Below are 20,960 nucleotides of genomic sequence, written 5' to 3' on the forward strand. Positions count from 1 at the left end.
TCAGGTGCCCGTCCGCTCGCGGCGAAAGCGGCGCAGGAGATCGCGCACGGTCGGCAGCTCGCAGCCGAGAGCGGCCGCCGTCGCGCGCGCGTCGATGCTCGTGTCGTACGGGACCGGCGCCGGGGGGAGGACCGCCGCGTCCGGCGGGCCGCTGCGCAGCAGCCGCGCGTCGAGCCCGAAGACCTCCGCGGCGGCCCGGGCGAGCTCCGCTCGCGTCACCGCCTCCCCGCCGCAGCAGTGGAAGATCCCGCTCAGGCGCCGCTCGGCGACGAGGAGCATGAGCTCGGCGGAGTGACTTGCGAGGCTCGGCGTGGCGCGCATGTTGATCTCGTCGGACTCCCAGACGGTGAACGGCTCGCCGCGCGAGAGGGCGTCCACGAGCGAGGCGACGAAGTACCCGAAGCCCGGGTCCTGCGCCCGCGGCGTCTCGGGCCGCGCCCGGTGCTCCCCCATCACCGCGGCGATGCGCGTCACTGCCGCCGAGCGCGCCCGCTCGAGCGCGACGAGCTCGCTCGCCGCCTTCAGCACTCCGTAGTAGTTGACGGGGTTCGGGGGAGCCGCCTCGTCCGCGCCCGCCTGCGTGCCGTCGAAGACCCAGTCGCTCGAGACGTAGACGAGCTGGGCGTCCACGCCGTTCGCGGCGTCTGCGAGCGTGCGCGTGACCCCGACGTAGACCTCCCAGGCGAGCCGCCGCTCGGCGTACAGCCGCCCGAGGTCGTTGAGGATCGCCGTGTGGACGATCGCGTCGGGCCGGGCCTCGAGCACCGCCTCGCGTGCCGCCGCGGGGTCGAGGAGGTCGACCTCGACGTAGGAGCAGCGGGGGTCGGGGAGCGGCGGCGCGGAGCGGACGGCGCAGACGACGTCGTGCCCGCTCTCGGCCGCCACGCGTGCGACGTTCGAGCCGACGAAACCGGCGCCGCCCGTGACGAGGACGCGCACTATCCGATCTCGGCCACCCGGACGGGCCGCCCCTCGCGCGCCGATCGCCGGGCGGCGAGCCCGATCACGAGCGGCGCGCGGCCGTCGGCGCCGCTCACCGGCGACGGGCCGCCGGCCCGCAGCGCCTCCGCGAAGGCTTCCCACTCCGCGAGGTAGCTCGGGAGGTAGCGCTCGAGGAAGAAGTGCGGGAGTGCCGGCGTGCGCGTCCCCTCGGCGGTGCGGACGGCTCCCGTGTGCGCGGGCGGGTTCTCGGACGCCGCCATCCCCCTGGAGCCGAACGCCTCGACGCGCTGGTCGAACCCGTAGGCGGCCTGCCGGCTGTTGTCGATCACGGTCAGGGTCCCGTCGGCGTGCCGGAGCGTGACGACGGCCGTGTCGAAGTCGCCCTCGGCGCCGATCGCCGGGTCGATACGCACCTCGCCCCGCGCGTAGACCTCCTCGACCTCGCTGCCCGTCACGTACCGCGCCATATCGAAGTCGTGGATCGTCATGTCGAGGAAGATCCCGCCCGACGCCCGCACGTAGGCGATCGGCGGCGGGGCAGGATCGCGGCTCGAGATCCGGACGAGGTGCGTCTCGCCGATCGCGCCGGAGGCGACCGCGTCCCGAACCGACCTGTGCGCGGGATCGAAGCGGCGGTTGAACCCGACCTGGAGGAGGACACCGGCGCGCTCGACGGCCGCCAGGCCTCTGTCGGCCTCGGCGAGGTCGAGCGAGAGCGGCTTCTCGCAGAAGATGGGCTTGCCGGACGAGGCAGCCGCGACGAGGAGGTCGACGTGCGTGCCGGTGGTCGTGCAGATGGCGACCGCATCCACCGCGGGAGAGGCGAGGAGCTCCTCGACCGAGCGCGCCGCCTCGACTCCGAGCGCCGCAGCCGTCTCGCGCGCCGCCGCCCCGTCGACGTCGTGGACGGCGGCGAGCGCGAGCCCGGGAACGCGGCGGGCGACGAGCTCGGCGTGCATCCGGCCGATGCGGCCGGCCCCGAGCACGCCGACGCGAACCGGCGCGCTCACCAGCCCACCCGCTGCCCGCGCTTGCCGGCGAGCAGGCGCTCGCGCGCGGCCGCGACCTCGGGCCGCGGCGTGACCTCGGGCACGCCCACCTCCCAGAAGGCGCCGCTGTCCGTCCACACCTGCGGGGCCGTCTTCAGCGCGATGACGGTCGTGCGGTCGGCGCGGCGGGCGCGCCCGAACGCCTCCTCGAGCTCGGCCACGGTCGTCACAGCCTCGGCCTCGCACCCCAGCGAGCGCGCGTGCGCGACCCAGTCCACCTCGACCGCGTGCGGCCCGATGCCGGAGAACATGTTGTTGAACGGCGCTCCGCCCTGACCCACCTGAAGCCGCTCGATCACGGCATAGCCGCCGTTGTCGCAGAGGATGACGATCAGCTTGTGCCCGCTGACGACCGAGCTCAGCAGGTCGGAGTTCAGCATCAGGTACGAGCCGTCGCCCAGGAACGCGATCACCTCGCCGTCCGAACGGGCCATCCTCGCGCCCCAGGCACCCGCGATCTCGTAGCCCATGCACGAGTAGCCGTACTCGCAGTCGAACGTGGCGACGCCCTTCGCGAGCCAGTTGGCGTTCAGCTCGCCGGGAAATCCGCCCGAGGCCGTCAGCGCGTAGTCGTGCTCGCCGGAAAGCCGGTTCACGGCGCCGACCACCTGTGCGTAGGACGGGAGCTCGCCGTCCGGCCCCGGTCGTGTCGCTTCCGCGACGAAGCGCTCGAGATCCTCCGCCTCCTGCCGTGCTCGCTCGATCCACGCCGGACCCGCGCTCCATCCCCGGAGCAGCTCGTCGAGCTCGCGAAGGCCCTCTCGCGCATCCGCGACCAGCGGCTGCGCCAGGTGCTTCGTCGCGTCGAAGCGCGCGACGTTGAGGGCGACGATCCGAGCATCCTCGCCGAAGACCGTCCACGAGCCGGTCGTGAAGTCCTGCAGCCGCGTCCCGATTGCGAGCACGACGTCGGCCTCGGCCGCGAGCCGGTTCGCCTGCGGGCACCCGAGCACTCCGATCGGGCCGGAATAGCACGGGTGCGCGGCGACGAGGGACGACTTGCCGGCGACCGTCTCGACGACCGGCAGCCCGTGCGCCTCGGCGAAGCCGGCGAGCTCCTGCTCGGCGAGCGAGTAGTGGACGCCGCCGCCCGCGACGACGAGCGGCCGCCGTGCGCCGCGCAGCGCCTCGGCGGCGGCGGCGAGCTGCCGCCGGTCCGGCCGAGGCCGACGCAGCTCGTGCACGCGCGGCTCGAAGAGACGCTCCGGGAAGTCGTAGGCCTCGGTCTGGACGTCCTGCGGAAGGCCGATGAACGCGGGCCCGCAGTCGGCGGGGTCGAGCATCGTCTCCACGGCGAGCGGCAGCGACTGCACCACCTGCTCCGGCCTGACGATCCGGTCCCAGTAGCGCGTCACCGGCCGGAACGCGTCGTTCACGGTCACGGACGGCGCCTCGAAGCGCTCGAGCTGCTGGAGGACGGGATCCGGGATCCTGCTCTGGAACGTGTCGCCGGCGAGCAGGAGGAGCGGCAGCCGGTCGGCGTGGGCGGCCGCGGCCGCCGTCACCATGTTCGTCGCGCCCGGGCCGATCGACGAGGTCGCGACCATGATCTGCCGGCGGCGCGTCGCCTTCGCGAAGGCGGTCGCCGCGAGTGCCATCCCCTGCTCGTTCTGTCCGCGGTAGGTCGGCAGGACGTCGCGCGCCTCCTCGAGCGCGTTGCCGAGGCCCGTCACGTTCCCGTGCCCGAAGATCGCGAACACGCCCGGAAACAGCGGCGCCTCGCGGCCGTCCACGATCGTTCGCTGCGCCACGAGGAAGCGGACGATCGCCTGCGCCGCCGTGAGTCTCACCGTCTTCATGTCTCGCCTTCCTCGATCCGCACGACATCCTCCCAGCGCCCCGACTCCCACGACCTGACGGCTGCGTCCTGCACGCTCACGAACCGAAGCGCGGCCTCGAAGCCGGGCTCGTACGGCTCTCCGCGCGCAACCGCCTGCAGAAACTCGACGTCCTCGATCGCGATCAGATCCTCGAATCCGATCCCGTTCGCGTTCCCCGGCACGAACGAGCCGTGGTAGGGGAAGCGGTCGCCGGCGAGCACCGTCGTGTACCCGCTGTGCGGCTCGTCGCCGGCGAGGTAGAGCTGCAGCTCGTTCAGCCGCTCGAGGTTCCAGCCGAGCGCTCCCCGCGTGCCGTAGACGTCGAACGCCATCTGGCTCTCGGGGCCGACGAGCGTGCGGGAGGACTCGAACGTGCCACGGGCGCCGCTCTCGAACTCCACCAGCATCGCCACGTAGTCCTCGTTCGTCACCGCCCCCGTGGGGTCGTCGACGGCGCCGCGACCGTAGTGGGTGCCGCCACCCGGCTTCGGCAGGGGCCGTTCGGGGATCGTCGTCGCCCGCGTCGCGACGACGCGCGCGATCGGCCCGACGAGCATGTGGGCGAGGTCGACGGCATGGCTGAGGAGGTCGCTGGAGACGCCGTAGCCGCCCTCGTCGGCGAGGAAGCGCCAGCTCAGGACGCCGAGCGGATCGCTTCCGTACATCGAGAAGAAGCGCCCACGGTAGGTCGTGATCTCGCCGAGCCTGCCGTCGGCGAGCAGCTGCCGCGCGTACTGGACGAGCGGCGCGAAGCGGTAGTTGTAGCCGACCCCCGTGATCACGCCTGCCCGGCGCGCGGCGGTCGCGGCGCGCACGGTCTGGGCCGGCGTCCCGCCCACGGGCTTCTCGCAGAACACGTGCTTGCCCGCCGCCGCGGCCTCCTCGACGATCTCGACGTGGAGCATGTTGGGCGCCGTCACGACGACGACGTCCACGTCCGCATGCTCGACGACGGCGCGCCAGCCGGTCGCCGCCTCGCGGAAGCCGAAGGACGAGACTGCCTCTCCGGCGCGCGACGCGTCGGTGTCGCTCACGATCACGAGCTCGGGCTCGGCGGCGCGGTCCTCGAAGAGCATGGGGATGCGGCGGTAGGAGCGGCTGTGGGCCCGTCCCATCCAGCCGAAGCCGATCAGCCCGATGCCGATGTGCGGCCTGCTCACCGGGGGCCGTCCGCCGTCGTCAGCGGGCAGCGCGGGTCGGGCGCCATCGTCTCCCAGCTCGCCCGGATCCAGGCGTGCCGCGGGTCGTCGACGATCGCCATCGTCCGCTCCGGGTTCGGCCCGGCCATCACGTTCAGGTAGTAGAGGGGATACCCCGGTGCCGCGACGCTCGGGCCGTGGTAGCCCCGCGGAACGAGGAAGACGTCCCCGTCGCGGACGGCGACGGTGGCGTCGATCGACCCGTCCGCGGTGTAGGTGCGGTGCAGCGCGAAGCCCTCGCCGGCCGCCGCCACGCCGCCGTGCCCGACGCGGAAGTAGTAGATCTCCTCGTTGTTCGCCGCGCATTCGGGCGAGTCGTCGTGCTTGTGGGGCGGATACGACGACCAGTTGCCGTCGGGCGTGAGCACCTCGACGCAGATGAGCCGGTCGGCGCCGGCGAAGGCATCGGGTGCGAGGAAGTTGGTCACCTGACGTGTCGCGTGGCCGGCGCCGCGAATCTCGACCGGCACCGCCGCGGCGGGGACGACCGCGGGCTCGAGACGGCGTTCCGCCCGGGCCGAGGCGAGCGCGACCTCTGCGCCGGCGGGCGCATGCACGACCGCCGTCGCCGCGAGTGGCACGTAGGCCCAGTCGCTGACGCGAGCGAAGACGCTTTCGCGCCCCTCGAGGCGAAAGCGGGCGCCGTCGATCTCGAGCTCGAGCGGCCCGCCGGAGAGCGGCACGACCGCCACCTCGTCGCGGCTCGTGTCGATCGCGCGCGCCGCGCCGGGGGCGAGCCGGACGACGCGCAGGCCGCAATACGTCCAGCCGGCACGCTCCGGTGTGACGACCACCGCGGCGCCGGCCTCCGCGCACGAGCCCGCCGGGAGGTGGAGCTCAGCAGTCCGCACGACGTGCCTCCAGCAACTCGCGCAGCTCGGGCTCGGTCGGCATCGCGTCCGCGCAGAGCAGCCGTGAGGCGACGAGCGCCCCGGCGGCGTTCGCGAGGGCCGCCGCCTCGAACGGGCTCGAGCCCGAGAGGAGCCCGTGGCAGAGGGCGCCGCCGAAGGCGTCGCCGGCGCCGAGCCCGCAGACGACGTCGACGGGGAGCGGCGGCACGATGCGCCGCCCGCCACCCGTGGCGACGAGGACGCCGTCGCCGCCGAGCTTCACGATCGCGATCTCGACACCGCGTGCGAGCAGCGCGTCCGCCGCCGCGTCGGGGTGCGCGGTGCCGACGGCGATCTCGCATTCGGCGCGGTTGCCGACGGCGAGCGTCGCCGCGTCGACCGCGGCGCCGATCTCGTGCCGTGCCTCGTCCTCGCTCGGCCAGAACGACGGGCGGTAGTCGAGATCGAGGATCGTATGGCGCCGCCGCCGCCGCTCGGCCAGCAAGGCTCTCGTGGTCGAGCGCGACGGCTCGGCCGCGAGCGCGCCGGCGCTCACCCACAGCACCGGCGCCCGGCGGACGACGTCCATGTCGATCTCCCCGGGGAGGATCGTCGAGTCGGGCGCGGCCGGCTCGCGGTAGAAGACGAAGCGGGGGTTCTCCGGGGGGTCGAGCGCCGCCACCACGATCGGCGTCTTCAGCGTCGGGTCCGTGCCGACGAACCGCGTGTCGACGCCGAACTCGCGCTCGAGGGCGGTCCGGACGTAGCGGCCGAGCTCGTCGTCGCCGACCTTCGTGAACACCGCCGCGCGGCGCCCGAGCCGGGCCGCCGCCACCGCGACGTTGGTGGGGCTGCCGCCGACCGACTTCTGGAACCGCCGCGCCTGCGCGAGGCTCGCGTGCGGCTCCTCGGCGTAGAAGTCGACCCCGACGCGGCCTACGGTCACGATCTCGAGCTCGCGCGTCATTCGCGCGACTGCACTTCTTCGAGCTCCAGCGTCAGCTCGTCGAGCTCGGCGCCGCCCGCCATCTGGCGCACGATCTCCTCCCGCGTGATCGAGCCCTTCGCGTAGTCGCCCGTCACCCTGCCGCGGTTGAGGAGGATGAAGTGGTCCCCGACCGGGAAGGCGTGGTGGGGGTTGTGCGTGATGAAGATCACGCCGACCCCCTTGTCCCGCGCCTGGAGGATGTACCTGAGCACGATCCCCGCCTGCTTCACCCCGAGCGCCGACGTGGGCTCGTCGAGGATCAGCACGCGCGCGCCGAAGTAGATCGCGCGGGCGATCGCCACGGCCTGCCGCTCTCCTCCGGAGAGGGTCCCGACAGGCTGGTCCGGGTCGCGCACGTCGATCCCCATCTGCTTGAGCTGCTCGCGCGCGATCCGCTTGGCGACGGCGATGTCCAGCCGGCGCGCCGGCCCACGTCCCCTCGTCGGCTCCTCGCCGAGGAAGAAGTTGCGCCAGATCGACATCAGGGGCACCATCGCGAGGTCCTGGTAGACGGTCGCGATGCCCCGGGCGCGCGCGTCGCGCGGGGACTGGAACGTCACCTCCTCGCCGTCCACGACGAGGCGCCCCTCGTCATGCCGGTGCACGCCCGAGAGGATCTTGATGAAGCTCGACTTCCCGGCGCCGTTGTCGCCGAGGATGCACGTCACCTCGCCCGCGTCGACGTGGGCGGAGACGTCCTTCAGCGCCACGACGTTGCCGAAGTGCTTCGAGATCCCCTCCACTTCGAGCAGGTGCCGGGCAGCACCGGCGCTCGCTTGCGCGACGGTCATCTCGACCTCTCCGCCCGCCGCCGGATCGCCGTGTTGAGCATGACCGCGAGCACGAGCACGACGCCCTCGAAGAAGAAGACCCAGTTCGTGTCCCACTGGGAGACGATGATCCCGATCTGGGCCATGCCGAGGATGGCCGCGCCGAACGCCGCCCCGAGCACGGAGCCGTAGCCGCCGGTGAGCAGGCAGCCGCCGACGACGGCGGCGATGATGAACTCGAACTCCCGGCCGACGCCCTCGTTGCTCTGGATCCCACGCAGGCTGATCGCGATCATGATCCCCCACAGCGAGGCGACCGTCGACGTCATCATGAACAGCAGGATCTTCGTCCGTGCCACCGGGACGCCGACGTTGCGAGCGGCGACGGGATCGCCGCCGACGCTGAAGATCCAGTTGCCGAAACGGGTGCGGGCGAGCAGCCAGGCCGCCAGCACGGTGATCCCCAACCACCAGACGACCGTGACGCTGAGGCCGTACTGCGGCCAGATCGTCGAGGCGAACAGCTTGCGCGCGGAGTCGAAGCCGCTGGCCGCGTCGATCTCGTCGATCGAGACCGTGCCGGTCAGGCTGATCACGCCGCCGGCGTTGAGCCCGCGCAGGATGAAGAACGTCCCGAGCGTGACGATGAAGCTCGGCAGCTTCGTCCTCACGACCGTGTAGCCGTTGAGGAAGCCGACCGTCAGGCCGAACAGGATCACCACCACGATCGCCGGCCAGATGTTCCAGTCGGCGCGCGTCGTGAGGAGTCCGAGCAGCAGTCCGGAGCTGCCCACCATGACGCCGGCGGAGAGATCGAACTCGCCCCCGATCATCAGCAGGGCGACAGGGGCGGCCACGATTCCGACGTACGCGGCCGTGTTGACCCAGCTGCTGATGATCGACCCGTCCGAGACCCAGTTCACGTCACGCGCCGTGTACGCGAACAGGAGGAACACCGCCACGGCGCCGATCAGCGCCCCGATATCCGGGCGCCGCAGCGCCCGCGCGAGCACGCCCACACGGGCGACGCGCTCGTCCGCCGTCGTGCCCGCAACCCTGTCGGCGTCGTCTGCGATCTCGATCACTCCCACGGCCTAGCGCCGGGCGGAGGGGAGAGGGTCTCCCGCCCGCCCGGAGCGCAGGCTGGTTGCTAGCGGGTGCCCTTCTTGGCGAGTGCGGCCACCCGGGCCGCGTTCGCCTTGTTGACGATGCCGGGGCCGGTCAGCACGGGCGCGCCGTTGCCGACCGTGTTCAGGTTGGTGACGAACAGGTAGGCGAACACGACCGGCAGGTAGCCCTGCAGGTACTGCTGCTGGTCGATCGCGAACAGGATCCTGCCCGCCAGGATGCTCGGGATCACCTGGGCGTTGAGGTCGAACGTGCCGACCTTCGTTCCCTTCGGGAGCGCGTCCAGGGCGGCGACCGTCACGTCGGGGTTGAGCCCGAGGAACGCGTCCGTCTTCGGATTGGCCTTGAAGTAGGCGGCGATCTTCGCCTTCGTGCCCGGCAGGTCGGACGTGGCATTCGGGATCAGCAGCGTCTTCGTCGAGCCCTTGAACGTCTTCTTCGCCCCGGCGGCGCGCAGCGTCAGGCCGGAGTTGCTCGCCTCGTGGACGACGACGACGAGATTCTTCGCCCCGGCGGCCGTGAACTGCTTGCCGGCGCCCTCGCCCGCGACGTCCTCGGTCTGCCCCACGTGCACCTCGTAGGTGCGGAGGCTGTCGAAGGCGCCGAGGCCCGAGTTCACCGTGATGATCTCGATCCCCTTCTGCGCCGCCTTCGTCAGCGGGTCCTTGAGGGCGCTCGCGTCCGGCACCGACGTCGCGATCACGTTCACCCTGGCCGCGATGGCGGCGTTGAGGCCCGCAACCTGCTTGGCGACGTCGTTGGCGGCGTAGACCTGCGTGACCTTCACCGCGCCTCCGAGATCCTTGGCCGCCTGGTCGACGCCGCGCTTGAAGACCGACCAGAACGATCCGGTGTCACCGTGGGTGACGACGGCCACCTTCGCAGGCGACGCCGCTGTGGATCCGCGCGAGGCGAATGCCGCCGCCGGCGAGCCGAGCAGTGCCGCACCCGCGGTGATGAGGCCGCCTTTGACGAGAAGATCGCGACGGCTGTGGCCGTGCTCTCCCTGCAGCTCGTATGTCTCGTGCTCGGTCATCGTGCTCCTTCCCTCCTTCTGTCTCTGTGTGTCCGTCCGCTCGCCCGAGGGCGACCTACCTTCGTGTGCGGTTCGCCGGCCGAGTCACCTCCTTGCCACCCGCCGAAGCGGCGCCCGTCGGCGCCAGGCAGCGACGGAGGAATGCCACGCTACGGCGCACGTCCTCGACCGGGCCCTTGCCGTCCGGGATCTCGTCCGAGTCGAGCGCCGTGTCCTGCTCGAGCACGTACCAACCGCGGTAGCCGCGCTCCTCGAGAGCCCGTACGACCCTGTCGACGGGGACATCTCCGTCACCCAGCGCGCAGAAGAGGCCGTGTCGGGTCGCCGCGACGAGATCGAGCTCGCCTTCGCGCAGGCGGCGGGCGACGTCCGCCCGCACGTCCTTCAGGTGGACGTGGCCGACACGGTCGGCCGCCTCCGTTGCCAGGGAGAGGACGTCGCTGCCGCCGAGCGTGAGATGGCCGCTGTCGAGGCAGATCGAGACGTCGCTTCCGTCGAGCACGCGCCGGACGTCCTCGTCGCGCTCGACGATCGTGTTGACATGAGGATGGAGCACGTGCTCGAGTCCCGCTCGGGCGGCGATGTCGTCGATCCGCGCCAGGGCGCCGAAGACGTGGCGCCAGGCGCCGGCGTCGAGCGCCACACGTGGCGACCATGCGAGGTCGACGACCGCGGCGGAGACGAGGTGGGTCGCGCCGGCCTCCCCGAGCACCTGTGCCGTGCGTCGTGCGGAGGAGAGCGTCGGCTCGAGCGCGGCGGGGTCGTGCAGCACGACGGGCAGGAAGCCGCCGACGAGACGCATGCCGGCGCCTGACAGCGCCTCCCTGATCGCCGCGGCGTCGTCCCCGAGGTAGCCGACCGGGCCCGCCTCCGTCGCCGTGATGCCGAGCGATCGCATCTCGCGCAGGACGCGCTCCGGCCGCAGCTCGGCACCCCAGCCCGGCACCTCGCACACTCCCCACGAGATCGGGCCGGCGGCGAGGCGCTCCTGGAGCGCGAACGCACCAGGTCGGCGCTGCTTTTCCTTGATCGTCGCCATCGACACGGATACTGTTGCCGTTGGAGCGCTCCATCGTTAGAGCGCTCTAATCCGGAGTGTCGGGCGATTATGCGATCTCGAAACGAACCTGTCAAGTGGCCCGCTGCCGGGGTGCGCGTGACGATGGAGGACGTGGCGCGCGAGGCCGGCGTGTCGCGCGCGCTCGTCTCGCTGGTGATGCGGGACAGCCCCAAGGTGGGCGTGAAGAGGCGCGAGCGGGTGCTGGCCGTCGCCGAGCGGCTCGGCTACCGGCCGAACGCCATGGCCCGCGGTCTCGCGAGCCGTCGCACGCGCACCGTCGGCGTTCTCCTCAACGAGTTGCACAACCCGTTCTACGCCGAGGTGCTGGACGGCGTCGACGAGGAGGCGGAACGGCTCGGATACCGCATCCTGATTGCCTCGGCCGGTGCCCGCACGCGGGGCGAGGAGCGGGCCGTCGAGGCGTTTCTCGAGTACCGCACGGACGGGATCGTGCTCGTCGGCCCTCGCCTCTCCGCCTCGGCGATCACCGGCCTCGCGGAGGCGGTGCCCGTCGTCGTGGTCGCGCGCGTGATGCGCTCGAGCATGGTGGACTCGGTCGCGAACGACGACTACCAGGGCGTGCGCGCCGTCGTCGGGCACCTCACCGCGCTCGGCCATCGGCGCATCGCCCACATCGACGGAGGCAGCGGCGCGGGCGCCTCGACGCGGCGGGCGGCGTACGCGCGCGCGATGCGCGAGCACGGCTGCGACGGGGGAAGACGCGTGATCGCGGGTGACTACACCGCGCAGGCGGGTGCGCGCGCGGTGGAGCGGATGCTCGCCGACGGCGACATGCCGACGGCGATCTTCGCGGCAAACGACTTCGTCGCCGCGGGCGCGATCGACCGGCTCGACGCCGAGGGGCTGCGGGTGCCCGAAGACGTCTCCGTCGTCGGCTACGACGACGTCTTCCTCGCGGGTCTGCGCGGTCTTTCCCTGACGACGGTCAACCAGCCGCGGCCGGAGATGGGGCGGCTGGCGCTCGCGGCGCTCGTCGAGCGGATCGAAGAGGGGCGCAGCGACGCCCTGCACGTGCGCCTCACGCCGGAGCTGGTCGTCCGCTCGAGCACCGCGCGGCCGCGGGGCTCAGCGCTGCGGTTGCGCGCGTAGGGGCGAGCGCTCCCGCTGCAGCGCCGCCACGAGCACGGCGACGCCGAAAGCCGCGACGAAGCTCGGCACCGTCACCGGGATCGCCCAGCCCGGGTTGCCGAGTCGCCGCACCTGGTCGACCCACCAGGACGGCCCGCTCGGGTAGAGCCACTGGTAGAGCGCGAACCCGGCCGCCCAGGCCGCGATCAGGCCCGGGCGCCACGACGGCGCCCGGAAGAGGTCGTCGCGCGTGTAGCGGCGGCCCGCGACGAGCCAGTCGGCGAGCAGCACGCCGAACAGCGGCACGAACAACGACCCGAGCAGGAGCAGGAAGGACTGGTAGGAGACGAGGTCGATCGTCAGCGCTCCGATCGTCCCGAGAGCGGTCGTCGCGATCACGAGCAGGCGCTGCGGCACGCGGGGCGCGAGGTTCTGCAGCGAGACGGCGCCCGAGTACGCGTTTGCGAAGGCCTCGTCGGTCTCCGCCACCGTCAGCGCCAGCAGGGCGACGACCGCGACGAGGCCGCCCGCCACGACCGCCGCCGGCAGGGCTGCCGCGTCCGAGAGGTCGCGGGAGAGCACGAGCACCGCGCCGAGCGCGAGCATCCAGGCGTCCGTCAGTCCGTAGCCGAGCCCGACGCCGCGGAACGCGGCGCGCGGGGAGCGGCAGTAGCGGGTGTAGTCGGCGACGAGCGGGATCCAGGAGACGGTGACGCCGACGACGATGTCCGCCCCCTGCCACACCGACAGCCCGCCCTCGCCGTCGCGCTGCCAGAGCGCCCCGAGGCCGGCGCCGTCGAGCGCCCACCAGCTCAGGTAGGCGACCGCGAGCGGGACGGCCCACACGCTGATGCGGCGGACGAAGCGGCGGACGACGCCGATCGGGCCGAGCAGCCCGAGCACGAGGGCGAGCGCACCGAACAGGAGCGTCCACGCCCACCCGGCCTCGAACCCGAACAGCTCGTCGGAGAGCGCGCCGGCCGCGGAGGCGATGACGATCAGCTCGAAGATCGTCCAGCCGAGGCACTGCACGACGTTGACGGCCGTCGGCAGGTACGAGCCGCGCTGCCCGAGCGGCGCGCGCAGCAGCACCATGCCGGGCACGCGTGCCTGAGCACCGATCGACGCCGCCGTCGCGAGCATCAGGCTGCCGACCGTGCAGCCGAGCACGATCGCGACGATCGCCTGCGGCAGCGACAGCGCCGGCACGAGGATCGCGCCCGAGACGATCACGAGCAGCGAGACGCCGAGGTTGCCCCACAGGAGCCCGGTGTCGAGCGACCCGAGCACGCGCTGCGCGTCGGGAACTGGCTCGATTCCGGTCGTGTCGTGCGCACCCGTCACGCGCACAGCGTACGGACGCGCGCTTCGACCGGCTCGAGATCGATCGGGCCGGACGAATCGAGCTCGACGAGCTCTCCGGAGAGGGCGAGAGGGCGCCAGCGACCGGTCGCGAGCCCCTGCTCGACCTCGGGGATGGCTGCGACGTCGGCGTGACCTTCGTGCCGGCCCGGCGTGCGAGCCCGCGCCGCGAACCGCTCCAGCACGAGCTCTTCCGGTGCTGTCGCGTAGACCTGCAGGAGCCGGTTGGGCGGGCCCGTGACCACGAGGAGCAGCGGTGGAATCACGGGCTCAGGCGTCGAGCAGGCGCCGCAGCACGTAGGGGAGAATGCCGCCGTGCCGCACGTACTCGCGCTCGCGCGGCGTGTCGAGCCGGACGACGGCGCGGAACTCCCTGTCGTCGGCACGCACCGTGACCTCGCGCGCCTCGCCGTTCGCGACGCCGGTGATCGCGTACTCCTCGCGGCCGCTGAGGCCGAGCGTGTCCGGGTTCTCGCCCGGGAGGAACTGCAGCGGCAGGATCCCCATCATCAGCAGGTTGGAGCGGTGGATCCGCTCGTAGCTCTCGGCGATGACGGCCTTCACGCCGAGCAGCTTCGGCCCCTTGGCGGCCCAGTCGCGCGAGGAGCCGGAGCCGTACTCCTTGCCGGCGAGGATGATCGTCGGCGCGCCCTCGGCGAGATAGCGCTGCGCGGCGTCGAAGATCGTCATCTGCTCGTGCGACGGCACGTGCACGGTCCACGTCCCCTCGGAGCCGGGCACGAGCCGGTTGCGCAGCCGCACGTTCGCGAACGTGCCGCGCACCATCACCTCGTGGTTGCCGCGACGCGAGCCGTACGAGTTGAAATCCTTCGGCTCGACGCCGTGCTCGAGGAGGTAGTGCCCGGCCGGGGAATCGGGCTTGATCGAGCCGGCGGGGGAGATGTGGTCGGTCGTGACCGAGTCGCCGACCGAGACGAGGCAGCGCGCGCCGACGATGTCCCCGATCGTGCCGGTCTCGAGCGCCATGCCGTCGAAGTAGGGTGGCCGGCGCACGTACGTCGACGCCTCCTCCCACTCGAACAGCTCTCCCGTGGGAACCGGCAGCTCGCGCCAGGCATGGTCGCCCTCGTAGACGTTCGCGTACGTGGAGGCGAACATCTCTCGCCCGATCGCCTGCTCCATCGTCTCCTGCACGTCGGCCGGCGCGGGCCACAGGTCGGCGAGAAAGACGGGCTCGCCGTCGCGGTCGTGCCCGAGCGGCTCGCTGAGCAGGTCGACGTCCATGCGCCCGGCGAGCGCGTAGGCGACGACGAGCGGCGGCGAGGCGAGGTAGTTCGCCTTCACCTCCGGGTGGATGCGCGCCTCGAAGTTGCGGTTGCCCGAGAGCACGGCGCATGCGACGAGATCGCCCTCCGTGACCGCGCGCGAGACCTCCTCCGGCAGCGGCCCGGAGTTGCCGATGCACGTCGTGCAGCCGTAGCCGACGGTGTAGAAGCCGAGCGCCTCGAGGTAGGGCGTCAGCCCGGCCCTGTCGTAGTACTCCGTCACGACCTTCGAGCCGGGCGCGAGGCTCGTCTTCACCCAGGGCCTCCGCTGCAGGCCCCGCTCGACCGCCCGCTTCGCGAGCAGGCCGGCCGCGATCATCACAGCCGGGTTGGAGGTGTTCGTGCAGGACGTGATCGCGGCGATCACGACCGCGCCGTGGTCGATCTCGACGCTCTCGCCGTCGAGCGTCAGCGCCACGGCGGTGTGCGTGCGCGTCGCGGTGAGAGCGGGCGGATCGCTCGCGTCCATCGACTCCTCGACCGCCTCGTCGACGCGGCCGTTGCCGGCGTCGACGCCGAACGACGGCAGAGCGGCGGCGAAGGCGTTCCTCGCATCCTTCAGCGGGATCCGGTCCTGCGGTCGCCGTGGCCCGGCAAGCGAGGGCTCGACGCTCGAGAGGTCGAGGTCGACGACCTGGGAGTAGGTCGGCTGCTCGCCGGGGTCGTGCCAGAGGCCGTTCTCCCTGCAGTAGGCCTCGACGAGCGCGATGCGATCCTCGCCGCGGCCGGTGAGGCGGAGGTAGCGCAGGGTCTCGTCGTCGACGGGGAAGAAGCCGCACGTCGCCCCGTACTCGGGGGACATGTTGGCGATGGTGGCGCGGTCCGCGAGCGGCAGGCCGGCGAGGCCGTGCCCGAAGTACTCGACGAACTTCCCGACGACGCCGAGCTGGCGCAGGATCTGGGTGACGGTGAGGACGAGGTCGGTGGCGGTCGCCCCCTCCGGGAGAGAGCCGTGCAGGCGGAAGCCGACGACCTGCGGCACGAGCATCGAGATCGCCTCGCCGAGCATCGCGGCCTCGGCCTCGATGCCGCCGACTCCCCACCCGAGCACGCCGAGGCCGTTCACCATCGTCGTGTGCGAGTCGGTGCCGACGAGCGTGTCCGGGAACGCCCGGCCGTCGCGCTCCTCGATCACGCGCGCGAGGAACTCGAGGTTGACCTGGTGGCAGATGCCCGTGTTCGGCGGCACCGCCTTGAAGTTCGCGAACGCCGACTGTCCCCAGCGCAGGAACGCGTAGCGCTCCCGGTTGCGCTCGAACTCGAGCTCGGAGTTGTGCTGCATCGCGAAGCGCGAGGCGAACTCGTCGACCTGCACCGAGTGGTCGATGACGAGCTCGGCCGGGATCAGCGGGTTGATGCGCCGGGGGTCGCCGCCGAGCTCGGCGACGGCGGCGCGCATGGCGGCGAGGTCGACGACGGCGGGCACGCCCGTGAAGTCCTGCAGCAGCACGCGGGCCGGGGTATACGAGATCTCGCGCGACGGCTCCGCCCCGGCATTCCAGCCGGCGACCGCCTCGACGTCGGCGCGCGTGACCGTGGCCCCGTCCTCGTTGCGGAGCACGTTCTCGAGCAGGATCCGCAGCGTGTACGGCAGGCGGGCGACGTCGTGGCGCGACTGCAGCGCGCCGATCCGGAAGATCTCGAGCTCGCGTCCGCCGACAGAGAGCGTCGAGCGCGCGCCGAAGGAGTCGGGGTGGGCCATTGCCGCCATTGTAGGCGCGGGAAGCCGGTCGGCTCGCCGGAGTCGCGGTTCGACCGCTGCGGCCGTCCGCCGGTCACGACGCGGGGCACGGGCGCGCTCGCGCTCAGCCGTGCACGGCGACGACGCCGCACCAGTCCCGGAGCCGCCCCCGGTCGAGGCTCAGTGCCGCGGCGATGTCGTCGAAGCGCGCGCGCCTGCCGGGCCGCCGGTTCGCGTGCACCCAGGAGGCGGCGTCGTAGGCTCCGTCTCCGACAGACGGCAGCGGATCGATCGCGCACAGGCCGCGCCGCGCACACGTGAGCAGGTTGCGCTCGTCGAAGTCGCCGTGGACGATCACGGGCGCGGGCGCGTCCTCTTCGAGGCGTTCGACGGCCCTCCGGGCCCACGCGAGCCGCGCTCCCGACGCCCGCCCGTCACGCTCGGCGCGATCGAGCCGGCGTCGCACCACGTCGACCAGAGGCCGCAGGGGAGGCGCGTCGGGAAGCTGGATCTGCCGGAGGAGAGCCGCGACATGCTCGACGTCCGCGTCGATCGCCGCCGCTCCCGGAACGATGCGCTCGAGCAGGATCGCGCCGCGTGACTCGTCGGCGTCGAGCAGCTCGGGCGTGGCGCCGCCCGCCCACATGCGCAGGCAGGCGATCTCGTCGACCGTTCGATCCCCGGGCCCTGCGAGCTTCAGCACCGCGTCCGTGCCGTCTGCCTGCCGCACGGCACGCACCGACGCGAGGATCCCACCGGGCAGCTCCGGGCCGAGCTCGAGGTTCCAGCGGGCAGCCACCTCGGCCTCGAGTGCGGGCAGCTCCCGGAGCCACGCCGTCGCGTCGTCGCCGGCGAGGCGGGTGACGGACGATCGAAACGTGGGCTGGACGGCCTCGCGCACGTGCTCAGTCGAGGCGGTCGAGACGTGAACATCGCGGCGCGGCCGTAGCCGGCCGGATCCGCGTTCTCGGCTGCCGCGCGAGATCCCTCATCCGAGACGCTCGAGCTCGGCGGCCGGTACGACCCGCTGGATCTCCTCGAACAGCTCCCTCTCCTCGAGCCGCACGTGCTCCTCGAGGAGCGAGCCGATCGCTTCGAGCGTGGCGGCCTCGACCTGACCCGCTGCCACCTCGGCCCGGAGCGCGCGGACGAGCCCGTGCAGCTCCATGTGCTCGCGCAGGATCCGGCCGAGCACCTCCGTCTTCCCGGCGTAGCGGACGTAGAGAGGGAAGAGCAGATCTTCCTCGACGCGGAAGTGGTCGACGGTCGCGCTGAAGAACCGGTCGACGTACGCGCGTGCGGCCGTCGCTCGCTCGTCGTCGGCGGCCGTCGCCGCTCTGCGCAGCCCGCGGGCGGACGAGAGCTCCTGATGGTGCTCACGCGAGAGCGGCACGAGCGCCGGATGTCGCTTCACGGCGCCGCCTGCGGCCGGCCGATACCACGCTCGGACGACGGTTCTCGCGCCGGGTCGAGGTTCCCGGCGACCGCCGCGCCGTACGGTCGGGAGACCGCGGGCGAGGAGAGCAGGAAGGCGACGCGACCGGTCATCGCTAGCATCATCGCCGATGGCGAGCACCGTGATCCGCGATCTGCTCGAGCGGGCCTTCCCCGGCGCGGAGATCGCCGTGGACGACCGGACCGGCGGCGGCGACCACTTCCAGGTGACCGTCGTCTCGAGCGCCTTCGACGGGCTCTCCCTGATCGAGCAGCACCGGCTCGTCAACGCAGCTCTCGCGGCGCCGCTCGCCGACGGCACCATCCACGAGCTCCGCATCCGAACGAAGGGAACGGCATGAGCACCCTCTCCGAGCAGATCCAGCACGTGATCGCCACCGAGCCGGTGGTCGTCTTCATGAAGGGCACCCCCGAGATGCCGGCCTGCGGGAACTCGCTGCGCGCGCTGCAGGCGCTGTGGTCGGCGGGCGCCCCGATCGCCGCCGTCGACGTCCTCCCCGACCCACGCATCCGCCAGGAGCTGTCCGCCCTCAGCGAGTGGCCGACGATCCCGCAGGTGTTCGTGCGGGGCGAGCTGATCGGCGGCGCCGACATCACCGAGGAGCTGCACGCCTCCGGCGAGCTCCAGGCCAGGCTCGACGCCGCCCTCGGCACGGAACGCGAGCAGACGGTGCGCACGCTGGAGCTCGCGCTACCCGCCTGAGCGCCGTCCGTTGCGCTGCCTACACTGACATCGCGCGCGTCTCCTTCCGGCGCGCGCGCCAAACGACATGCCGTCGGCACACACAGCGGTTCTCGTCGTCGAGGACGATGCCATCGTCCGTTCCTGGGTGCGCGAAGCGCTGCGCTCCGGCACGTACCGGATCGCGGGTGAGGCGAGCACGGCGGCGGAGGCGGAGGAGCTGATCCGGCGCCGCCACTATGACGTGCTCCTCGTCGACCAGTTCCTGCCCGACAAGCTCGGCACGGAGCTCGTGCGCGCCGTGCGCAGGAGCGGCGACGAGCGGCCGGCCGTGCTCATGACGGCGCGCCCGCATCCCGGCCTCAACGAGACCGCGCGCGAGGCGGGCGCCCAGGCGAGCCTCGTCAAGTCGTCGAACATCGACCGCTTCGTCGAGGTGCTCGACTCCGTGCTCGACGGACGCGGCATCTTCGATGCCGGCCATCCACGCCGACCCGAGGGCGAGGCCCCCCTCGCCCCGCGCGAGTGCGAGGTGCTGGCGCTCGTCGCGGCGGGCAGGACGAACAGGCAGGTGGCCGCCGATCTCGGCATCTCCGGCGAGACCGTGAAGACGCTGCTCGAGCGGGCCTACACCAAGCTCGGCGTGCACCGCCGCGCCGAGGCGGTGTTGGAGGCACGCAGGCGGGGAGTCGTGTGACACCTCCGTCCGACGAGACGCATGGTCTTCGCGTTGAGTTCGCCGAAGAGGTGCAGTGGCGGCTCGCCGCCCTCGCCGACGCCGTCGGCGGCCCGGACGTCGCCGCCGCCGTCCGGATCGCGCACACGCTGAAGGGCTCGTCGCGGGTGCTCGCGCTCGAGGGCGTGGCCGCGGCGATGGAGCGCGTCGAGCAGGCGCTCGGCGCCGATCCTCCCGACCTGCCCTCGGCGCAGGCGGCGATCGAGTCCGCCCGCGCCGAGGCCGAGCGCGAGCTGCCGGCCGGCGCTGCCGCTCCGGCCGGGGGCTCCCGCGGCACGGGCGAGGAGGCCGAGGCGTGGTCGCGGCTCGTCTCGCAGCTGGCCCACGATCTGCGCACGCCGCTCAACGCGATCTCGGGCTTCGCGCGGCTCTTGCAGATGTCCGAGATCGGCGCCGCCGAGCGGGAGTACGTCGACGCGATCCTCCAGGCGGCGGGGGAGCTCGAACAACGGATCGGCGCCGCCGCCGACGCGTCGGCGGCGGCTCGCCCGGCAGCGGGCGTACCGTCCGCCGCCGCGGAACCGGGTGCCGCGCGGCCTCCGCTGACGGTCCTCTGTGTCGAGGACGACGAGGTCAGCGGCCTGCTCGTCCGGCGCGTACTGGAGCGCCGGCCGGACGTGCGCCTTCTCGTCGCGCGAGGCGGCGAGGAGGGAATCGCGATCGCCGAGGCGCAGCGGCCCGATCTCGTGCTGCTCGATCTGCGGCTCCCCGACGTCGACGGCGAGGAGGTGCTGCGACGCCTGCGCGTGGGCCCCGCCTGGCCGCTGCCCGTCGTGATCGTGAGCGGCGACGCGCAGCTGCCGCGAGCGGCCGCGCTCGAGCAGGCGGGTGCGAGCGGCTACCTCTCCAAGCCCGTCGACGTCGAGCGCCTGCTCGCGCTCGTGGACGGGCTGCGGGCGCGAGAAGGGGCCGCGTCCGACCCCGATTAGGGGACAGCGCCTGCCGCGCGGGCGCCGATGGTGTTCGTGCACGACATGCCCGGCTCTCGCTCCTTCCGGATGTGAGCCCGCGAACGAGCGGCCGGCTGCCGCGGCGGCGTACCGACGGGGGTCGCGTCGCCGCGGCGGCCGCTCGTCCCCGCATCCCGCGCGGCCGCTCAGCCGCCCTGGCGCGGAGACCAGTGGCGCACCGCGCTCGCGACGTGGTCGCGCATCAGCCGTGCCGCCGTGTCGCCGTCGCGGGCCTCGAGAGCCGCGGCGATCTGCTCGTGCTCGGCGACGTCGTCGTCTTGCCACGAGGACGTGCGGCGCCGCTGTGCGAGCAGGCGCCGGCCCACGTCGGCGATCCAGAGCGACTCGAGCAGCTTCGTGAACGCGTCGTTGTGCGTCGCTGCGGCGAGCGCGACGTGGAAGGCGCGACTGGCGTCGTGCGCGCTGTCCGAGGAGCGCGCCGCACGCTCGCTCGCGATCGCCGCGCGCATGGCCGCGAGGTCGTCGTTGCCGCGCCGCTCGGCGGCGAGGCGGGCGATCTCGGGCTCGAGCACGAGCCGCACTTCGAGTCGCTGGCGCACGTTGTCGAGCCCGATGTCCGCGACGAAGAAGCCGCGGTTGACCTCGAACTCGACGAGGCCGTCGCCCGCGAGGCGGCGCAGCGCCTCGCGTACGGACCCGCGCGAGATGCCGAGCTGGTCGGCGAGGTCGCCCTGCCCGAGGCGCGCGCCGGGCGCGAGCGAGCCGCCGACGATCATGCCGCGCACCTCGTCGTAGGCGAGCCCCACCACCGAGCGGACGCGCAGCGGCCGTGCCGTCACGGGCCCGTCCTCGCTCAGCTGCCGGATGGTTGACATTCGATGTTCGAACGTTTTATCGTGGCGGCGACGTGAACGCAAGCGGGCGTCCTCGTATCAG

General features: G+C 72.7%; 22 protein-coding genes. 5 read left to right on the plus strand and 17 right to left on the minus strand.

Features of this window, described 5'->3' with window-relative positions; translation table 11 throughout:
* The 10 genes from Gocc_RS00590 to Gocc_RS00635 all read right to left on the minus strand — a co-directional run bounded on the left by Gocc_RS00590 (position 1) and on the right by Gocc_RS00635 (position 10,801).
* Positions 1–939 (minus strand): SDR family oxidoreductase, encoded by a 939-nt coding sequence (locus Gocc_RS00590; protein ID WP_181813256.1) that lies wholly within the window; start codon positions 937–939, stop codon positions 1–3.
* Complete coding sequence (gene iolG, locus Gocc_RS00595) at positions 939–1,952, minus strand: inositol 2-dehydrogenase (protein ID WP_114794599.1); 1,014 nt, start codon at positions 1,950–1,952, stop codon at positions 939–941. The genes Gocc_RS00590 and iolG overlap by 1 nt, the downstream gene beginning before the upstream one ends.
* Positions 1,949–3,790, minus strand: a complete 1,842-nt coding sequence (iolD, locus tag Gocc_RS00600; protein WP_114794600.1) for a 3D-(3,5/4)-trihydroxycyclohexane-1,2-dione acylhydrolase (decyclizing) — start codon at positions 3,788–3,790, stop codon at positions 1,949–1,951. The genes iolG and iolD overlap by 4 nt, the downstream gene beginning before the upstream one ends.
* Complete coding sequence (locus Gocc_RS00605; RefSeq protein ID WP_220150370.1) at positions 3,787–4,971, minus strand: Gfo/Idh/MocA family protein; 1,185 nt, start codon at positions 4,969–4,971, stop codon at positions 3,787–3,789. The genes iolD and Gocc_RS00605 overlap by 4 nt, the downstream gene beginning before the upstream one ends.
* Positions 4,968–5,861 carry a 5-deoxy-glucuronate isomerase gene (gene iolB, locus Gocc_RS00610; protein ID WP_114794601.1) on the minus strand — a complete coding sequence of 298 codons (894 nt, stop codon included), beginning with the start codon at positions 5,859–5,861 and terminating at the stop codon, positions 4,968–4,970. The genes Gocc_RS00605 and iolB overlap by 4 nt, the downstream gene beginning before the upstream one ends.
* Positions 5,848–6,807: a 5-dehydro-2-deoxygluconokinase gene (gene iolC / locus Gocc_RS00615; RefSeq protein ID WP_114794602.1), complete on the minus strand. Its 960-nt coding sequence runs from the start codon at positions 6,805–6,807 to the stop codon at positions 5,848–5,850. Before iolC ends, iolB begins: the two co-directional genes overlap by 14 nt.
* On the minus strand, positions 6,804–7,619 hold the full coding sequence (locus tag Gocc_RS00620) for an ATP-binding cassette domain-containing protein (protein ID WP_114794603.1): 816 nt from the start codon (positions 7,617–7,619) through the stop codon (positions 6,804–6,806). The genes iolC and Gocc_RS00620 overlap by 4 nt, the downstream gene beginning before the upstream one ends.
* A complete protein-coding gene (locus Gocc_RS00625; protein WP_220150371.1) occupies positions 7,616–8,683 on the minus strand; it encodes an ABC transporter permease in 1,068 nt (355 codons plus the stop codon). The genes Gocc_RS00620 and Gocc_RS00625 overlap by 4 nt, the downstream gene beginning before the upstream one ends.
* A gap of 65 nt (positions 8,684–8,748) precedes the next feature.
* Entirely contained in the window at positions 8,749–9,762 is a 1,014-nt protein-coding gene (locus tag Gocc_RS00630) for a substrate-binding domain-containing protein (RefSeq protein ID WP_114794604.1), read from the minus strand.
* A gap of 55 nt (positions 9,763–9,817) precedes the next feature.
* Complete coding sequence (locus Gocc_RS00635; RefSeq protein WP_114794605.1) at positions 9,818–10,801, minus strand: TIM barrel protein; 984 nt, start codon at positions 10,799–10,801, stop codon at positions 9,818–9,820.
* Positions 10,802–10,924: 123 nt separating this feature from the next.
* Here Gocc_RS00635 and Gocc_RS00640 point away from each other — a divergent pair, with 123 nt between their 5' ends.
* On the plus strand, positions 10,925–11,932 hold the full coding sequence (locus tag Gocc_RS00640) for a LacI family DNA-binding transcriptional regulator (protein ID WP_114795117.1): 1,008 nt from the start codon (positions 10,925–10,927) through the stop codon (positions 11,930–11,932).
* Here Gocc_RS00640 and Gocc_RS00645 read toward each other — a convergent pair.
* From Gocc_RS00645 to Gocc_RS15875, 6 genes are all read right to left on the minus strand, one after another.
* A complete protein-coding gene (locus tag Gocc_RS00645; protein ID WP_181813257.1) occupies positions 11,909–13,255 on the minus strand; it encodes a purine-cytosine permease family protein in 1,347 nt (448 codons plus the stop codon). The genes Gocc_RS00640 and Gocc_RS00645 overlap by 24 nt on opposite strands.
* Positions 13,252–13,539, minus strand: coding sequence for a hypothetical protein (locus Gocc_RS00650; RefSeq protein ID WP_114794607.1), 288 nt, complete (start codon positions 13,537–13,539; stop codon positions 13,252–13,254). The genes Gocc_RS00645 and Gocc_RS00650 overlap by 4 nt, the downstream gene beginning before the upstream one ends.
* Before the next feature lie 4 nt (positions 13,540–13,543).
* Positions 13,544–16,261: an aconitate hydratase AcnA gene (gene acnA / locus Gocc_RS00655; RefSeq protein WP_114794608.1), complete on the minus strand. Its 2,718-nt coding sequence runs from the start codon at positions 16,259–16,261 to the stop codon at positions 13,544–13,546.
* 103 nt (positions 16,262–16,364) lie between these two features.
* Positions 16,365–17,141, minus strand: coding sequence for an aminoglycoside phosphotransferase family protein (locus Gocc_RS00660; protein WP_181813258.1), 777 nt, complete (start codon positions 17,139–17,141; stop codon positions 16,365–16,367).
* Between the two features lie 87 nt (positions 17,142–17,228).
* The gene (locus Gocc_RS00665; protein ID WP_114794610.1) at positions 17,229–17,654 is read right to left on the minus strand and encodes a hemerythrin domain-containing protein; all 426 of its coding nucleotides are present in this window, start codon (positions 17,652–17,654) and stop codon (positions 17,229–17,231) included.
* Positions 17,651–17,788 (minus strand): hypothetical protein, encoded by a 138-nt coding sequence (locus Gocc_RS15875; protein WP_181813259.1) that lies wholly within the window; start codon positions 17,786–17,788, stop codon positions 17,651–17,653. Before Gocc_RS15875 ends, Gocc_RS00665 begins: the two co-directional genes overlap by 4 nt.
* A 17-nt stretch (positions 17,789–17,805) precedes the next feature.
* Between Gocc_RS15875 and Gocc_RS00670 the strand changes: the two genes are divergently transcribed.
* The 4 genes from Gocc_RS00670 to Gocc_RS00685 all read left to right on the plus strand — a co-directional run bounded on the left by Gocc_RS00670 (position 17,806) and on the right by Gocc_RS00685 (position 20,042).
* Positions 17,806–18,036: a BolA/IbaG family iron-sulfur metabolism protein gene (locus tag Gocc_RS00670; protein ID WP_114794611.1), complete on the plus strand. Its 231-nt coding sequence runs from the start codon at positions 17,806–17,808 to the stop codon at positions 18,034–18,036.
* Positions 18,033–18,398 carry a glutaredoxin family protein gene (locus Gocc_RS00675; protein WP_114794612.1) on the plus strand — a complete coding sequence of 122 codons (366 nt, stop codon included), beginning with the start codon at positions 18,033–18,035 and terminating at the stop codon, positions 18,396–18,398. Before Gocc_RS00670 ends, Gocc_RS00675 begins: the two co-directional genes overlap by 4 nt.
* A 67-nt stretch (positions 18,399–18,465) precedes the next feature.
* Positions 18,466–19,074 (plus strand): response regulator transcription factor, encoded by a 609-nt coding sequence (locus Gocc_RS00680; RefSeq protein WP_114794613.1) that lies wholly within the window; start codon positions 18,466–18,468, stop codon positions 19,072–19,074.
* Complete coding sequence (locus Gocc_RS00685) at positions 19,071–20,042, plus strand: response regulator (RefSeq protein WP_114794614.1); 972 nt, start codon at positions 19,071–19,073, stop codon at positions 20,040–20,042. The genes Gocc_RS00680 and Gocc_RS00685 overlap by 4 nt, the downstream gene beginning before the upstream one ends.
* A 167-nt stretch (positions 20,043–20,209) precedes the next feature.
* Here Gocc_RS00685 and Gocc_RS00690 read toward each other — a convergent pair whose 3' ends face one another.
* Positions 20,210–20,899 carry a GntR family transcriptional regulator gene (locus Gocc_RS00690; protein WP_114794615.1) on the minus strand — a complete coding sequence of 230 codons (690 nt, stop codon included), beginning with the start codon at positions 20,897–20,899 and terminating at the stop codon, positions 20,210–20,212.
* Positions 20,900–20,960 lie beyond the last annotated feature (61 nt).

Origin of the sequence: Gaiella occulta (assembly GCF_003351045.1) — a bacterium.
Taxonomy (GTDB): domain Bacteria; phylum Actinomycetota; class Thermoleophilia; order Gaiellales; family Gaiellaceae; genus Gaiella; species Gaiella occulta.

What these genes read in the sequence shown, in the direction of transcription:
- iolD (WP_114794600.1), bottom strand. Translation starts at nt 3,790, where the DNA reads ATGAAGACGGTGAGACTCACGGCGGCGCAGGCGATCGTCCGCTTCCTC.
- iolC (WP_114794602.1), bottom strand. Translation starts at nt 6,807, where the DNA reads ATGACGCGCGAGCTCGAGATCGTGACCGTAGGCCGCGTCGGGGTCGAC.
- Gocc_RS00620 (WP_114794603.1), bottom strand. Translation starts at nt 7,619, where the DNA reads ATGACCGTCGCGCAAGCGAGCGCCGGTGCTGCCCGGCACCTGCTCGAA.
- Gocc_RS00630 (WP_114794604.1), bottom strand. Translation starts at nt 9,762, where the DNA reads ATGACCGAGCACGAGACATACGAGCTGCAGGGAGAGCACGGCCACAGC.
- Gocc_RS00635 (WP_114794605.1), bottom strand. Translation starts at nt 10,801, where the DNA reads ATGGCGACGATCAAGGAAAAGCAGCGCCGACCTGGTGCGTTCGCGCTC.
- Gocc_RS00640 (WP_114795117.1), top strand. Translation starts at nt 10,925, where the DNA reads ATGGAGGACGTGGCGCGCGAGGCCGGCGTGTCGCGCGCGCTCGTCTCG.
- acnA (WP_114794608.1), bottom strand. Translation starts at nt 16,261, where the DNA reads ATGGCCCACCCCGACTCCTTCGGCGCGCGCTCGACGCTCTCTGTCGGC.
- Gocc_RS15875 (WP_181813259.1), bottom strand. Translation starts at nt 17,788, where the DNA reads ATGACCGGTCGCGTCGCCTTCCTGCTCTCCTCGCCCGCGGTCTCCCGA.
- Gocc_RS00670 (WP_114794611.1), top strand. Translation starts at nt 17,806, where the DNA reads ATGGCGAGCACCGTGATCCGCGATCTGCTCGAGCGGGCCTTCCCCGGC.
- Gocc_RS00675 (WP_114794612.1), top strand. Translation starts at nt 18,033, where the DNA reads ATGAGCACCCTCTCCGAGCAGATCCAGCACGTGATCGCCACCGAGCCG.
- Gocc_RS00680 (WP_114794613.1), top strand. Translation starts at nt 18,466, where the DNA reads ATGCCGTCGGCACACACAGCGGTTCTCGTCGTCGAGGACGATGCCATC.
- Gocc_RS00690 (WP_114794615.1), bottom strand. Translation starts at nt 20,899, where the DNA reads ATGTCAACCATCCGGCAGCTGAGCGAGGACGGGCCCGTGACGGCACGG.